This window comes from Chryseobacterium sp. MMS23-Vi53 (assembly GCF_047651245.1).
Taxonomy (GTDB): domain Bacteria; phylum Bacteroidota; class Bacteroidia; order Flavobacteriales; family Weeksellaceae; genus Chryseobacterium.
This window is the reverse complement of the sequence record NZ_CP180265.1, coordinates 1,456,541-1,471,096: the sequence shown is the minus strand read 5'-3', so window position 1 is coordinate 1,471,096 and position 14,556 is coordinate 1,456,541. Positions and strand designations below refer to the sequence as shown.

Here is a 14,556-nt window from a genome sequence, read left to right as displayed (position 1 = left end):
ATCTTAAATTTTTGTTAATTAAATCTTAAAATTTGCATGAATTTTGCTATACTTGTTTGAAAAATATAAACTCAAATTTGTCGAATTTTAAAAATTAATTGGTGAAAAAAATACTGTTGTTTCTGCCGTTGCTTTTTATTTTCTTATCGTGCGAAAATAAAGTGGAAAAGGTAGAAAATGCTTTTTATTACTGGAAGACTTACGGAATATCCGAGAAAGAAAATCAGATTATTAAAGATCAGAATGTAAAAAAGCTTTACATTAAATATTTTGAAGTAGACTACAGCGAAGCGATGGGAAATTATCCTATTTCCAAAAGTGATGCAAGTCTGTCTTCATCTTATTGCGACAAAGAGAAACCTATAAATTATGAGGTTGTTCCGACGGTTTACATTAAGAATATTGTTTTCCGGAAAAGTTCTGATGGAGATTTGGATAAATTGGCTGACAATGTAAATTTTCTCATTAATAAATATTCGAATGAAAAATTTGATTCTGTAAAAGTTTCTGAGATACAGATAGATTGTGACTGGACTGCTTCTACAAAAGACAAATATTTTTATTTCCTTAAAAAATTAAAACCTCTTACTCGGAAAACAATTTCATGTACATTGAGATTATATCCGTACAAATATCCTGATAAAATGGGAGTTCCGCCGGTTGATAAGGTCACATTAATGTGCTATAATCTCATTAATCCCTTGGAAGACGATTCTAAAAATTCGATTTTGGATCTGAATGAACTAAAAAGTTATTTGAACTTAGGAAAAAAATATCCTCTTCACATGGATGTTGCGCTTCCCTTGTATTCTTGGATGCAGATTTATCAAAACAATAAATTTGCCGGAGTTCTGTACAATGGGAACGAACTGAAAAGTATGATGAAGGAGATAAAACCGCTTTGGTATGAAGTGACAAAAGATACAACTATTGATTACAGGTATTATCTGAGAGCGGGTGACAAAATAAAATATGAAGAAATAACAACTTCTCAGGTCGATCAGGCGATTGCAATGATCAAGAAAAATGTAAAGCTTGATAAAGAAATTACAGTAACACTTTTCCATTTGGATGAAAACCAATTAAAAAATTACACAGATGCAGAAATTAGTCATTTTTATAGCGATTTTACTAGGTAATGTTCTTTTGGCATGTGGTTTTTATCCTTACGGCGAAGATGTACGGATTTCATTTCTAAATCCTGATTACTTTTCTTATCAGAAATACAAATCTTTTTATTATTCGTCTTTAAGTTTTGGAGACGAATATTACAATCCGGAAAGTAGAATTTTTGATAATCAGAATGAAGAACTTTGGAGAAAGTACTGTAAAAATAAAGTTACCATTGATGATATAGCAAATGTACTTTTCAATTATACTTTTTCAGATATTAACCCGAATCATTCTAATATTTTTCTTCAATATTTATATAAAACGAATGATGTTGAGGCTGTTAATTACTTGAAATTTGCCAAAAACTGCGAATATTTTAATACCTGGCAGGATGATCCCTGGGAAAGAAATACCCAAAATGTAAAAGTTAATAGAAGCGCATTGGTAAAAAAAGCGTCGACCTTGGCTTATCAATCAAAAAAGGCTGAAATTAAGAAAAGGTATGCATTTCTTGCGATTCGTATGGCTTTCTATAATGGAGATATGAATATTGTTAACCAAATTTACACTCAATATTTTAAAGTAGATAGATCTGATGATATTATTGATGTCTGGGCATTGTATTTTAAGGCAATTGAAGAAAAAAATCCTGCGCTTCAAAATCTTTATTTTGCGGAAGTTTTTGCAAAATGTCCTGAAAAACGTTTCGTTTCATGGCAATATTTTTCATCAAAATTATCTGAAAAAGAAGTTTTACATTATGCTAAAAACGGGATGCAAAGAGCAAATGTTTTAGTGATTTACGGACTGTACAACTCGGGGAAAAATCTTGAGAATTTAAAGAAAATTTACACTGAAAATAAAAATTCTGAAGGACTGGGTTTTTTACTTTCAAGAGAAGTTTCCAAACTTGAAGACTGGATTTATACGCCGTATTATACTTTGTTTTACCCTTCTATTAGCAGCGAAGAATATGCATTGGGTAGAAATATGGAGAACGAACCGGCTCAGCAGGTTTTGAAAAGGTCGGAATCTGATCGAAAATATGCCGCTGAAATGTTGGAGTTTGTTAATTCTGTGGATTTATCTAAAGTTCAGAATCCTGATTTCTGGAAGTTTGCAAAAGCGGAGTTATTATCCATGATAAAAGATTATAAAGGCAGTCTGGAGCAGATTTCAAAACTTGAAAAGTCTTTACCGCAAGATTCAGAAATTCGGACTAATCTGGAGCAGATTAAAGTATTGAATCTTTTTGCCAATCAACAATATGGAAAAGCGATTATACCTGAAGTCACAAAAGATATTATTCTTAAAAATAAAAATGACAAACGTTTCATTTTTGCGCTCGGAAGAGAACTTGAATATCTTGGAAATACCGATGATGCAGCTCTTTTATATGCTTCATTAGACGAAGAGAGATTGGAAAATGATTATATGAATTATAATTATATTTATTTCAAATCTTTAAAAGATAATAAGTACACTTACGAAGATTATTACTGGAATTATTTTAATTATCTGGATGCCGTTTATACGTCTGAACAGGTTTTAAGTTTCATAAAGAAAGTTCAAAGTTTAGACGGGAAAACTGATTTATTTTCTCAAAATTTCACAATGAAAAAAACAGCGGTTAATGCTTTGTATGATTTATTGGGAACAAAATATTTAAGACAAAATAAGCTCAAGTCGGCGTTAAATACATTTCAGAAATTGGGTGAAGATTATTATGATATTCAGTATTCTCTTTGGGAAAAAAATGGTAAATACACATACGATCATAGTACTGTTATTTTTGATGACAATCCTTTTTATCAGTTAAAATACACTCCCGATTTTGTCCCTGAAAAAGAAGAATTCAGAGTAAACAAAATTACGATTGTGCAAAAACTGATTGAATATATTAAAAGAGCCAACAATCCAAACGAAAAAGACCGTGATTACTATTACTTTTTGATAGGTAACTGTTATTACAATATGGCTCAATATGGCAATGTCTGGATGATGAAGAGGTATTTTCTCAGTTCATACAGTAATTTTTCCATTCGTGAAGATAATGAAGAGTTTAATTCATCTAATCTGGCAAAATTCTATTATGGTAGAGCGCTGGAAAATGCAAAAACAGATAAATTTAAAGCGTTATGTCTGAGAATGCAGGGAAGATGTGAAAATAACAGACTTGAGTTTGAAAGAGAGAAAACAGGACAGTTTCCCGATGATTCTCTTAATACATATTACCGAAGACTGAAAGAAGAATATCCTCGTCAATACAATGATATGATGAGCAATTGTGATTCTTTCATTTCATATTTTAAAGTAAGAAGAGAAAGTTAAAGACAAAAAAATCCGGACAGTTTAAAAAACCGTCCGGAAAAAAAACACAAATGATGAAAAAAAAATAAAATTTATATAAACACCGAAGTGTAAATTTATTAGTTCCAGTAAGCGCCGTTAGTACCTTTTCCTGCTGTAAAAGTCTTAAGTAAAGATCCTGTTGTTGAATATACGCTGATTTTACTATCTTCCGTAAATCCATTCGCATCTGAAGTATAAATTCTACCGTTTACAACACTGAATCCATATAAATTAGAATAAGGATCAACACTGTTTGCAACAGTAAATAATGGAGTAGTAGGAGCGGTTGTAGCCGTTACATCCATTGTGTAAACTTTAAGACCAGAAGTAAAATATATTTTCCCGTTTTCGATTTCAAGATTCGTAGCATCTGTGATACCTGTTAAAGTATATGTTTTTGTGATGCTTCCTGTGTTTGAAATTTGATAAATGTAAGAATCTGTAGTACCTGCAGCAATTGCATAAACTGATTGATTGTTTGCAATCATTTTGTTGATGTTTCCACTAGGTAAAGTGATCGTATTCTGAACTTCGTTGGTTGAAGTAGAGATGTAAGAAATCTTGTTTCCGAAACCAAAAGATGCATTTTGAACAAAAACATAATTTCCGGCTGCCACAATTCTTTCCGCATTATCTGTGAAAGTGATTTTTTTAACGAAAGATAAATCAGAAGCTTTGTAAACACTTACATATTTATCTCCATTATATTTATCATTCGTTACATAAATATTGTTATTAGCAAAAGCGATGTAACGAGGAGAATTCAGTTGAGCTGTGATTTCTCCAACTTTTTTGAAATTGTAGCGATTTACAACTTGAATTTTGTTTGAATTATTTAATAAAAGATAAGCATTTTCACCGCTAAAACCGATTGTTTGTAATACATCTCCCAAGTTAGAGCCATTATTAGCTGAAAAAATATTGTCTTGCTTAGTGTTTAAATCTGAACTTACGAAAGTTACATCGGCATTTGGCTTACCAAAATTCCCTTCATTAGAAAGTAAAACCCCGCCTCCGTAGTACATATCATTAGTTGCATTATTGTCATCAGTACAAGCAATATTGAAAAGCAATGCAAATGCAAAAACAAGCGTTAAAAGTCTAGTTAGTTTCATAATATTTTAATTTTAAAAATTAATGTTTGCGTAAACACTGTAGTTTCTTTTCGGTAAAGGATAGTAAGAAACCGTTTGGTAGACAGTGTTTGTAATGTTGTTTATTTTAAATCCTAAAGTGTATTTCTTTAAAAGTGTTGCCGAAATTCCTGTATTTAAAACAAAATAAGGATCAATCGCATCCGCTCTTTTTTCGTCAGTTGTGGTGTAGGTTAATCCATTGAAAAGTCCCTGAGCGTAAACATTCAGGAATTTGTAGCTGTAATTGATATTTCCGTTGGCTTTATGAATCGGGACGTAAACCATCTGATTGCCCGTTTCTTTATTAATGGATTTTGAGTAAGTGTAACCTGCATTTAATTTAATACTATGCTTCCCAAAAGTTTTATGATAAGTAATCTGAGAATCCAGCCCGTAAATTTCAACTTTATATGTGTTAAAAGCCGACCAATAACCATATTGAGTTGGAAGCCAATTAATATAATTTTTAACATCCATGTAATACGGACTTAAAGTCACTTTAAAATTTCCAAAGCTAAATTCATGGTCCATGTCGATATTGTTGGATGTTTCCGGAACAAGATTCAGATTTCCTCCCGGTTGCCAATAAAGATCATTAAAAGAAGGAATTTTGAAGTTTCGAGAAAAACTTGCGCCGACATTGTACCATTTTAAAGGATTCCATTTTCCTGAAAAAGAATATAAAAACGGAGAAGTAAGACTTTCAACAAAATCTTTCTTTGCACCGGCTTCAAAACGAAGGTTTTTTGTTGCGAAATATCTCACCAAACCAGCTACAGAACCCATGTTTCGACTGATGTCTTCGATTCCGGATTGATAACCCAATCCTTTATTTACCTGAAATTCTCCAATAACATTTACATTGATTTTCGGAGTGATGAAATAATTGAAATCATTTCTGAAAATATAATTTTTCCCTTCCGCACCGCTTTCTTTAGGTTTATTAATATCTCCAAAATATTGAAAATTATCTTCTGTATAAGCAGCTTTTAAGCTATTGGAAAAGTTACTTTTATTAATATCCCAAGCCAATAAACTTCTTAAAGTTTGAGATTTATATTTGGTTTTATTTCCGTTTTCTGTAAAAACAGGGTAGTATTGCGAACCATCGAAAATTTGGTTTTGCCATGAAATCGTCTGATGAGGTGCAATTTTGTAAGAAGCTCCAATGTTGATTGAAGTATTGTAATATCTTCCGTTCCAGTTGACGTATTCCTTTTCCGGAACTTCATATTGATTTTGACTGATAAAATAATTCCCCGAAACCTTAAAGCTGAATTTTTCATTGCTAAAAGAAGCTTTCAAAAAATTATTATAGGTATCAAAAGAACCCACTTCCGAATAAAGTGAAGCCTTTAAACCTTTATTAAAATCAAGATTATTATTAAGGTGAATACTCCCACCGATTGCTGAACTTCCGTATTGTACGCTTCCGCCACCGGCTTTTACCTCAAGTTCATCATATCCAAAAAGCGGAATATTATTGATGTCTCCCTGTCCCAGAAAATTGGAATTGATGTTGATTCCGTTCCAGACGAAAGCTGTGTGTCCCGCACTCGTCCCTCTAAAAGAAGGTGAAGAAACAGCACCACGACCATTTTCTTTAATGTAAATCTGAGATTGAAAACGCAAAAGTTCGGAAAGATTGGTGGAATTTTTCTCAATATCTTTTGGCGTTATGGTATTGACTTTATGAAAAAGTTTTACTTTATTCATTTGGCTGTCAAAAACATAAACCGTATCAATTGTTTTCTCCTGTCCGAAAAGAAAACAATTATAAGACGAAAAAAGCAGTATTAAAGATCTTTTTATATCCATTCTATTTCACTTTTCCTCCGAAAGCTATTTTTTTTATAATTGATAATCTTGGCAGGTCTCCTGACTTTCGCTTTTCTACACCTTCCCGTTTGCACAGTGGTTTTTTGTAGAAATTTTGCTTGCGATCTACAGTTGCGGGGACAGTTTGGGATTTTCGCCCAATTCCCTTTTCATTCCAAATGATTGGAAACCAAAATTTTTGCAAAGATAAACTTATTCGTCGGAAATGCAAAAACAAGAAAAAGATGGATGAGGTAAATTTTACTTCATAAAAGTCAATCAATTTTATTGTTAATTTTTAAAATTCACTAAAAATTGACCATTTACCATTCGCATTTTCAGCGGTCGCATTTTCCTAGCCCTGATTGCAGTGAAAATCCTTTTTGAAAAAAAGATTGCAACGGAAAGCAGGAAAAAGCTCCAAATAAAAATTATTATAACTTGTATTTAAAATAAATATTACAAAAACGTAGCATCAAAATAAAAAGGAAGCAAATCCTTAATCGCGTTAACTTTTACTACTTCTTCGTTCATACTCGAAAAATAGAGATCAATGTTTTCGTTTTGTTTAGTTTCGTACTCCATTAAACTTTGTCTGCAAGCTCCACAAGGCGGAATTGGCGGATTTTTCTCATGAAATTCTTTCGGACCTCCCACAACGAAGATCTTTTTAATTTTTACATTCGGGAAATTGGCAGCAATCCAGAAAAGAGCGGTTCTTTCAGCACAAAGTCCGGAGGGATAAGCCGCATTTTCCTGATTGTTTCCGGAATATATTTCACCATTTTCAAGTAGCACCGCGCAACCTACCCAAAAGTTGGAATAAGGAGCATATGCATTTTCGCGAGCCTGTTTTGCTCTTTCGAATAATTCTCTTTCTATATCGTTCAGTTCAGCGCTATTCTTAAAATATTCGTAACTGATTTGAGTTTCTTTTTTCATATATTGTGGAATCAAAAAAGGGGATAAATTTACTTCTTTTTAATGAGGTGGGCAATTATATCTCATTCTTCAAATTTTAACTTAAAAATATTCACAACAAAAATGTTATACACTCCAATCAAATTTAGAAATATTGAGTTGAAAAACCGTTGGGTAATGTCTCCAATGTGTATGTATTCTAGCGAAAACGGTCTTGCTAACGATTTTCATTTTGTTCATTACGGAAGTCGTTCTCAAGGCGGAACAGGTTTGCTGATCGTTGAAGCAACCGGTGTGGAACCTCGCGGAAGAATCACCAACCATTGTATGGGAATCTGGAATGACGAACAGGCAGAAAAACTTCAAAAAATAGTAGAATTTGTACATAAAAATTCCGATAGTAAGATTGGAATTCAACTGGCTCACGCCGGAAGAAAAGGTTCTACTTGGAATAATCTTCAAATTCCGATTGAAGAAGGTTGGGAAACGGTTGCTCCAAGTCCGATTCCTTATCATCCGACGGAAAGAATTCCTCATGTTTTAACGGCTGATGAAATTAAAGAACAAATTCAAAATTTTAAAGAAGCAGCAAAAAGAGCTGTGAAAGCAGGTTTCGATGTTATTGAAATTCATGGAGCACATGGATATTTGGTTCATCAGTTTTTATCTCCGCTTTCCAATATAAGAACAGATGAATATGGTGGAAGTTTTGAAAACAGAATCAGGTTTTTACTGGAAATCGTAGATGCTGTAAATGAAGAATTAAACGAAAACGTAGCTTTATTTGTAAGAATTTCAGGAACTGAATATGCCGAGAACGGCTGGGAAATTGAAGATAGTGTTGCTTTAGCTAAAATATTAAAAGAGCACAATGTAGATTTGGTAGATGTTTCAAGTGGTGGAAATATTCATGGAGTAAAAATTCCTTTATTTGATGGTTATCAGGTTCCACTTGCTTCACAGGTAAGAAATGAAGCGGGAATTGAAACAGGAGCAGTTGGTTTAATTAAAAAAGTGTCTCACGCGGAAGAAATTTTACAAAAAGGTGATGCTGATTTAATTTTTATAGCAAGAGAAATTTTAAGAAATCCATACATTGCAGTTCAGGGTTCATTTGAAATGAACGAAGATTGTTTTTTTCCACATCAGTATTTAAGAGCTAAGATTTCTTCATAATTTTTATATATTTGAGAGCCAAAAACATATATTTAAAATGAAAATAGAAGACTTCATGTTACCCTGTCCAATCAAGAAACTCTTTGGAATAGAGTGTTTTGGCTGTGGTACACAGAGAGCTATTGTCATGGTTTTTGAAGGTAGGTTTGGGGATGCTTTTCATATGTTTCCTGCTGTTTATACCTTGTTGCTTTTTTTCGCAACGGTTTTTCTCAATTTTGTAGATAAGAAAAGAAATTACGGAAATTTACTGATTGTTTTGGCTGGTCTAAATGCCGTAATCATGGTGGTTTCTTACTTTTATAAACATTATTTTATGAATCATTAAAAACAACAAACACTTATAAAAATTAAAACTATGGAACAAAAATTGCCAAACGCACAGACGGTGCTTATTTTAGGAATTATTTCGGTGGTAGGAACTTGCTGCTGTACTGGTTTGATCGGGATTATCTGCGGACTGATTGGTCTTAGCAAATACAAGAAAGATAAATTACTTTATGATGCAAATCCTGGTGGATATTCAGATTTCAATAACTTGAATACAGGACGTATTTTATGTATTATTGGTCTTTGTTTAGGGGGGCTTCAGATTCTTTACTTTATCTTTATGCTCGCAACTGTGGGTTGGTCTGGTTACATGGAGCAAATGCAGGAGCTTTCGAAAATGGGAAGAGGATAATCCTTAAAAAATAATAAAAATCAAGACCGCAATTACAGCGGTCTTTTTTATTGCTTCATAATGAAACTTTATGATAGATTTAACATAAATAAAAACTAACAACTGTTAGATTATAACTAAATTGAAATATAAATTTTCAAAATTAATTTTATGAAAGCAGTACGTTTTTTTGGACATAAAGATGTCCGTGTTGTGAATGATTTGGAAAAACCAAAACCAAAAGGAGAAGAAGTTTTGTTAAAGATTGGTGGAGCAGGAGTTTGTCATTCAGATTTGCACATTATTGATGAAGGTACGGTTGGAGGAAATGTTTTTACGTTGGGCCATGAAAATGCAGGCTGGATCGAAGAAGTTGGCGAAAATGTGACAGGTTATAAAAAAGGAGATGCAGTTTTGGTTTACGGACCGTGGGGATGTGGTCATTGCAAGCCTTGTCAGCAGTCAAAAGAAAATTATTGCGATCATCAGTCGGAAATGGCGTATGGAGGCGGATTGGGATTAAATGGCGGAATGGCAGAATATATGTTGGTTCCTTCATCCCGACTTTTGGTTCCCATTTTCGATCTTGACCCGGTAGTTGCAGCTCCATTGACAGATGCAGCTTTGACTCCATATTCAGCGATAAAACGTTCACTACATAAATTAATGGCAGATGAATTTGTTGTCGTAATCGGAGTTGGAGGTCTTGGTCACGTTGCTTTGCAGATTCTAAAAGAAATCAGCGGTGCTACGATTATTGCTTGTGATGTTACCGAGGACAAGTTGGCATTTGCAAAGGAATTGGGTGCAGCTTTTACCGTTAATTCTAAAGATGCCGATGCAGCCGAACAAATTCAGAAAATTACAGGGATAAAAAAAGCAAAAGTCGTTCTTGATTTTGTGGGCGCAACTTCAACCATCGAATTAGGAACTAAAATTGTGAGCCTTGATGGAGATTTAACGATCGTCGGATTAGGTGGCGGGCATTATCAATACAACATGAGCGGGCTTCCTTTCGGAGTGAGCATGACGAATCCTTATTGGGGATCGAGAACTGAATTGATGGAGGTTGTAGGCTTGGCAAGACAAAAGAAAATCCACATTGAAATTGAAAAGCACAGCTTGGATGAAGCCAATGAAGTGTACGAAAGAATGCGACAAGGTAAGATAAAAGGTAGAGCGGTTTTGGTTCCTTAAATTTTTTTTGATAAAAATTTTTAGAAATATTAAATATTGTCAAATAGATCTAAAACAAAAAATCCTTCTTTCATGTGAGAGAAGGATTTTCATTTAAGTTAAAAAAATAACAGGTAAAGATATCCGCTAAGGAATTAAACCTCTAGCTTCAATTAACCCATCATCCAAACTTCACTAGTTCACTATAAAATTCAATACAGAATTATCCAGTTTTAAAATATAAAATCCCTGTCCAAGATTTTTAATTTTAATTGAATTTCTACTGTTTTTAAAAGGTTGATCAATTGTCTGAACAACTTTCCCTTGAAGATTATAAATCTCAGCTTTTTTAATATTTTGAGTTTCACCTTTTACAAAAATTTCGTTGTTTGAAATCGGGTTAGGTGAAATCTGTATAGTATTTTGATTTAAATTTAATTCAGAAGATGTATTTTGAATCTGTCGCGAAGTTCCCGAATAACAAGTCCAGCTCAAATCATCAATAGAAACTCTGTTTGTTGAAGAATTATTTTCTAAAGTTACAATTACGTTTCCTGAAATATTGATATTATTGAGTGTAGTTGTTGTAACATTGGTGTTATAAGGAATTGTTCCAACGGTCGTTCCGTTTACTTTCACATTAAAAGTTCCGTTTGTACCGGAAAATTTCATTTGCGTCGATACCGTCAATGCACCGATTCCGTTTGCTGTGCTGCTTGAAGTTAATGCTCCGTCTCTTATTGTAATTGCTCTTGAATTGATGGTTTGATCCGTTCTTGCATCTGTTGCCGTCCATGTAATTCCATTATTCGTCCATGTTCTTGTTAAGTAAGTAGTCGCTACTGCCGGAATATTTTCAAATGTCTCATTGGCACAATTTGTTGGGTTCACCACGATCGCATTCGTAGTTCCCGATACTGTTGAGCTGTTTTGAGAAGAATTTCCTACAGCGTCTTTTGCTACAATATAGAAAGGATAAGTGGTAGAAGCGCTTAATCCTGTGATGGTTGTAGAAGTTGTGCTTACTGTTGTTTTCAGACTTCCGTTCATGTAAACAGCATATGAAGTAACTCCTACATTATCTGTAGAAGGATTCCAGGTAAGAGAAATACTGCTTGATGTAGTGCCTGTAACAGCCAGACCCGTAACAGTGGTTGGTGCCTGTGTATCTGAAGACCATATAAGATTGGCATAATTTGGATTATCAATAAAAGGGTTTCTGTTCCCCTGATAAAAATAAGATGCATTATTTCTGTTAATTTCTGCTTGAGAAACAGGATCCTGATTATGCCAAGCCAAAAGAACATACAGTTCCCAAGTTTGTAATCCCGGAAAGGTAGAGTTACCCAGCATATCTCCTGAAATGAATGTGGAAAGTTTACTTTGATAACGTGTTACAAAATAAAAAATCATACGGGCAACATCTCCTTTAAATTCATCAATGGGCTCAAAAACAACTCCCGAATATCCTGATGAAATACTATTTCCAAGTTTTGAACCATTGTTTGAAGTAAATGTAGTGGTTCCTACTTTTCCAAAAGGATAATTTGAACGTATTCCATTCACTTTTCCGTCGGTAGCTCTGATGAAATGTATGTCGGAAACCATTGGTGAAGCCTGATTAAACAAGCTTTGAGGAATAATATGTTCTCGGTTGTAGCAATCTCCTTCTACGGAATAAGTTCCGCATTGACCTGATCCTGGAGTAAAGTTGTATGAATCGGCTCCTATAGGATTTTCAGAATAAATATCTAAAATAGAACCGTCATTTTCATAATTTTTGTCGATGTCGGTTGTTTTATAGCCGTTCCAAAGTGCATTATAGCCTTTGTCCTGATGACCATTTGTAATAATTGTACTTAAAGCCGTCTTTAATGAAGGACCTGACAATCCATTTGCTGAGTTATAATAACCCGAAGGAGCTTGGGCATTTGTTAGAACCGAAACAAAAGCCAGAAGTGGTAATAGTTTTTTCATGCTAATATTTAAGATCATAAGATTACTATAAATTTATGAATAGAAAATTACGAAATTGTTAATTTTAATTATGCGATGAATTTTTAGTTTAAACATAAATTGCAGTAAATTCTTTTCATGAATCTCCGTAATCGTATGTTCAAATTTGCTAAATTGATTTTATAAACATAAAAGAAAATTAGAGCCCATTTGTGTGTAATTTGTGTTTAAATAAAATTCAATATTTCAATTCATAATAAATAATATTTACATTAATCAATTTTAAATCAAAGATTAAGTTTCATTTAATTGATAAAAGTCATGAAATTTTAAATTAAAATTAAACATAAAAAGAACTAATTTTGTATTTATTATTTTTATTTAGAATGATTAAAAATTTATCTTTTAAAATTTGTCTTCCTCTTTTGGGGATTTTGGGTGGAATTTCTGTGAATGCTCAGTGTAATGAAGTCAGCAGTTTTTCCGAGAATTTTGATGCATACTCTTGTTGTGCAATGGGCGTTGTGCCGACCTGTTGGGACAGTGTTTTACTGAATGGTGCAAGCCAGATTATTTCCTCGACTTCGCCTGCTTCAGGAACGAGCCAGATTTATCAAAACGGTTATGGAACGGGAAAAATTTCTATCGTTGTGATGCCTCCTATTTCAAACATCAATGCAGGGACTCACCAGTTGAAAGTGAAAATGAAAGCCAATTCTGCCGGTTATCTTGAATTTGGTTATATTAAAGATAATATTCCTGAAACTTTTGTGGTTCTTCAAGGAATTAACATCAATAATACCAGTTACAACGATGCTGCTTCACAAAGAACTTTTACGGTTCCTACAACTGTTCCGGACGGAATGAGATTGGCGATTCGTAATCCGGGAACTTCTTTCGCGGGACATTATTGGGACGATGTAGTTTGGGAACCGATTCCAAATTTGGCAACAAACGAAAATGATATTTCTTTTGGAGTGAGTATTTATCCCAATCCGTTTAACGAGACTTTAAAAATTTCCGATATCAAAGATGTGAAATCGATTACAATTAATGATGCAGTTGGTCGTGTAGTAAAAACTATTGAAAAACCAACCGCTATTTTAGAATTAAATGATTTACAAAAAGGAGTGTATTTCGTGAATTTACATTTCAGAAACGAAACGGTAAAGTCTTTCAAATCAATCAAAAACTAATCTTTAAAAAAAATTAAACTGAGAAGGCTGTCGATTTATATTGACAGTCTTTCTTTTTTGAATGTTTTGTGAATTTTGAAATTGCTTTGGCAGATATTTTGTCTTACTTAATAAAATCACCGTTATGAATCACAAAATAAAAATCGCTCTGGCTTTAATAACAGGAGGAACCTTAATTTATCTAAGCCGAAAAATAAAAAGCAAGGACAGTAAATTACGAACTTTTACTGCTGAAGATGGGAATACATATCAGGAAAATGAAATGTATTTTACCGCTGATGGAAAAGTTTTTAAAAATGGAAAACAAGTCCACTTTAAAACACCTGAAAGCAATGAAAACATAAATACGAAGACAAATTTTAAATTTGATTCAGTACCGCAAAATTATGATTCTCAGCCGAAAAATGTTGAATATCATCAAAAAGGAATCAGACATCATTAATTAAAAACAAAATTAAAAACAAAAAAAGTCAATGCAAATTAAGCATTGACTTTTATATATTTGATTGATTTTAATATCGATTATTTTCTTTGTGGAGGATAATTTTTCATAATCTCCGCCATGATTTCAGGAATTTGTCTTTGCTTTGCCTTTGGAGAATCAACAGAAATTCCGCTTCCGATTCCCTGCCAAACCAATTTGTTTGATTTCGCATCAACTAGATCTACAATAATAGCTCCTTCATTATAGTTGCTTGTCCAGGTTCTGCTCATTCCGACACCCCAACCAAAAGGACCGCCCCAACCGTACATTCCATAAGGAGAATTGTTGGTAATGTCGGTAATTTTTTTGTGGTTTGCTTTTAAGTTTACGATCAAATCAGGATTTTCTCCGGACTGAAGACCTTTGCTTTGAAGCTGTCTCGACAATTCATTCAAAACTCTGTCTTTATCAATATCATTCAATTTCAGATCGTCGATTCTTATTTTATAAGTTTTATAAGACGTGAAGTTTGCCGTATCAGCATAATCAGAACGTACCTGGAAAGGACTACAAGATGTTAAACCCAGCGTAGCCGCAGCTAACAAAATAAAAATATATTTTTTCATT

13 protein-coding genes and 1 riboswitch are annotated in these 14,556 nt (G+C 33.3%); of the genes, 8 read left to right on the top strand and 5 right to left on the bottom strand.

Annotated features, from left to right (window positions below; all coding sequences use genetic code 11):
- Positions 1-101 precede the first annotated feature (101 nt).
- Together ACKX2A_RS06490 and ACKX2A_RS06485 are read left to right on the top strand one after the other, a co-directional pair.
- Positions 102-1,139 (top strand): hypothetical protein, encoded by a 1,038-nt coding sequence (locus tag ACKX2A_RS06490; RefSeq protein WP_415328474.1) that lies wholly within the window; start codon positions 102-104, stop codon positions 1,137-1,139.
- A complete protein-coding gene (locus ACKX2A_RS06485) occupies positions 1,099-3,444 on the top strand; it encodes a hypothetical protein (protein ID WP_415328473.1) in 2,346 nt (781 codons plus the stop codon). Before ACKX2A_RS06490 ends, ACKX2A_RS06485 begins: the two co-directional genes overlap by 41 nt.
- Before the next feature lie 98 nt (positions 3,445-3,542).
- Here the strand turns inward: ACKX2A_RS06485 and ACKX2A_RS06480 are convergent, their stop codons facing one another.
- The 3 genes from ACKX2A_RS06480 to cdd form a co-directional block, all read right to left on the bottom strand.
- A complete protein-coding gene (locus ACKX2A_RS06480) occupies positions 3,543-4,580 on the bottom strand; it encodes a YncE family protein (RefSeq protein WP_415328471.1) in 1,038 nt (345 codons plus the stop codon).
- 12 nt (positions 4,581-4,592) lie between these two features.
- Positions 4,593-6,419, bottom strand: a complete 1,827-nt coding sequence (locus ACKX2A_RS06475; RefSeq protein WP_415328470.1) for a TonB-dependent receptor plug domain-containing protein — start codon at positions 6,417-6,419, stop codon at positions 4,593-4,595.
- Between the two features lie 32 nt (positions 6,420-6,451).
- Positions 6,452-6,629, bottom strand: a riboswitch (cobalamin riboswitch).
- A gap of 249 nt (positions 6,630-6,878) precedes the next feature.
- Positions 6,879-7,361 (bottom strand): cytidine deaminase, encoded by a 483-nt coding sequence (cdd, locus tag ACKX2A_RS06470; RefSeq protein WP_415328468.1) that lies wholly within the window; start codon positions 7,359-7,361, stop codon positions 6,879-6,881.
- Between the two features lie 102 nt (positions 7,362-7,463).
- On the opposite strand from cdd, the gene namA reads away from it, so the two are divergent.
- From namA to ACKX2A_RS06450, 4 genes are all read left to right on the top strand, one after another.
- Entirely contained in the window at positions 7,464-8,516 is a 1,053-nt protein-coding gene (gene namA / locus ACKX2A_RS06465) for an NADPH dehydrogenase NamA (protein WP_415328466.1), read from the top strand.
- A gap of 37 nt (positions 8,517-8,553) precedes the next feature.
- Positions 8,554-8,844 carry a DUF2752 domain-containing protein gene (locus ACKX2A_RS06460; protein WP_415328464.1) on the top strand — a complete coding sequence of 97 codons (291 nt, stop codon included), beginning with the start codon at positions 8,554-8,556 and terminating at the stop codon, positions 8,842-8,844.
- A 30-nt stretch (positions 8,845-8,874) separates the two neighbouring features.
- Positions 8,875-9,198: a CCC motif membrane protein gene (locus ACKX2A_RS06455; protein WP_415328462.1), complete on the top strand. Its 324-nt coding sequence runs from the start codon at positions 8,875-8,877 to the stop codon at positions 9,196-9,198.
- Positions 9,199-9,348: 150 nt separating this feature from the next.
- Positions 9,349-10,374, top strand: coding sequence for an NAD(P)-dependent alcohol dehydrogenase (locus tag ACKX2A_RS06450; RefSeq protein ID WP_415328460.1), 1,026 nt, complete (start codon positions 9,349-9,351; stop codon positions 10,372-10,374).
- A 174-nt stretch (positions 10,375-10,548) separates the two neighbouring features.
- Here ACKX2A_RS06450 and ACKX2A_RS06445 read toward each other — a convergent pair whose 3' ends face one another.
- A complete protein-coding gene (locus ACKX2A_RS06445) occupies positions 10,549-12,330 on the bottom strand; it encodes an endonuclease (RefSeq protein WP_415328458.1) in 1,782 nt (593 codons plus the stop codon).
- A gap of 365 nt (positions 12,331-12,695) precedes the next feature.
- Between ACKX2A_RS06445 and ACKX2A_RS06440 the strand changes: the two genes are divergently transcribed.
- Both ACKX2A_RS06440 and ACKX2A_RS06435 read left to right on the top strand, forming a co-directional pair.
- The gene (locus ACKX2A_RS06440) at positions 12,696-13,505 is read left to right on the top strand and encodes a T9SS type A sorting domain-containing protein (RefSeq protein WP_415328455.1); all 810 of its coding nucleotides are present in this window, start codon (positions 12,696-12,698) and stop codon (positions 13,503-13,505) included.
- Positions 13,506-13,629: 124 nt separating this feature from the next.
- On the top strand, positions 13,630-13,947 hold the full coding sequence (locus tag ACKX2A_RS06435) for a hypothetical protein (RefSeq protein WP_415328450.1): 318 nt from the start codon (positions 13,630-13,632) through the stop codon (positions 13,945-13,947).
- Between the two features lie 80 nt (positions 13,948-14,027).
- Here ACKX2A_RS06435 and ACKX2A_RS06430 read toward each other — a convergent pair whose 3' ends face one another.
- Positions 14,028-14,555 carry a DUF4136 domain-containing protein gene (locus ACKX2A_RS06430; RefSeq protein ID WP_415328448.1) on the bottom strand — a complete coding sequence of 176 codons (528 nt, stop codon included), beginning with the start codon at positions 14,553-14,555 and terminating at the stop codon, positions 14,028-14,030.
- Position 14,556: the final 1 nt, after the last annotated feature.

Bases quoted from the DNA above. Each gene is read 5' to 3' on its own strand.
- ACKX2A_RS06460 (WP_415328464.1), top strand. From the start codon at position 8,554: ATGAAAATAGAAGACTTCATGTTACCCTGTCCAATCAAGAAACTCTTT.
- ACKX2A_RS06440 (WP_415328455.1), top strand. From the start codon at position 12,696: ATGATTAAAAATTTATCTTTTAAAATTTGTCTTCCTCTTTTGGGGATT.
- ACKX2A_RS06480 (WP_415328471.1), bottom strand. From the start codon at position 4,580: ATGAAACTAACTAGACTTTTAACGCTTGTTTTTGCATTTGCATTGCTT.
- ACKX2A_RS06485 (WP_415328473.1), top strand. From the start codon at position 1,099: ATGCAGAAATTAGTCATTTTTATAGCGATTTTACTAGGTAATGTTCTT.
- ACKX2A_RS06450 (WP_415328460.1), top strand. From the start codon at position 9,349: ATGAAAGCAGTACGTTTTTTTGGACATAAAGATGTCCGTGTTGTGAAT.
- cdd (WP_415328468.1), bottom strand. From the start codon at position 7,361: ATGAAAAAAGAAACTCAAATCAGTTACGAATATTTTAAGAATAGCGCT.
- ACKX2A_RS06430 (WP_415328448.1), bottom strand. From the start codon at position 14,555: ATGAAAAAATATATTTTTATTTTGTTAGCTGCGGCTACGCTGGGTTTA.
- ACKX2A_RS06475 (WP_415328470.1), bottom strand. From the start codon at position 6,419: ATGGATATAAAAAGATCTTTAATACTGCTTTTTTCGTCTTATAATTGT.
- namA (WP_415328466.1), top strand. From the start codon at position 7,464: ATGTTATACACTCCAATCAAATTTAGAAATATTGAGTTGAAAAACCGT.
- ACKX2A_RS06445 (WP_415328458.1), bottom strand. From the start codon at position 12,330: ATGAAAAAACTATTACCACTTCTGGCTTTTGTTTCGGTTCTAACAAAT.
- ACKX2A_RS06435 (WP_415328450.1), top strand. From the start codon at position 13,630: ATGAATCACAAAATAAAAATCGCTCTGGCTTTAATAACAGGAGGAACC.
- ACKX2A_RS06455 (WP_415328462.1), top strand. From the start codon at position 8,875: ATGGAACAAAAATTGCCAAACGCACAGACGGTGCTTATTTTAGGAATT.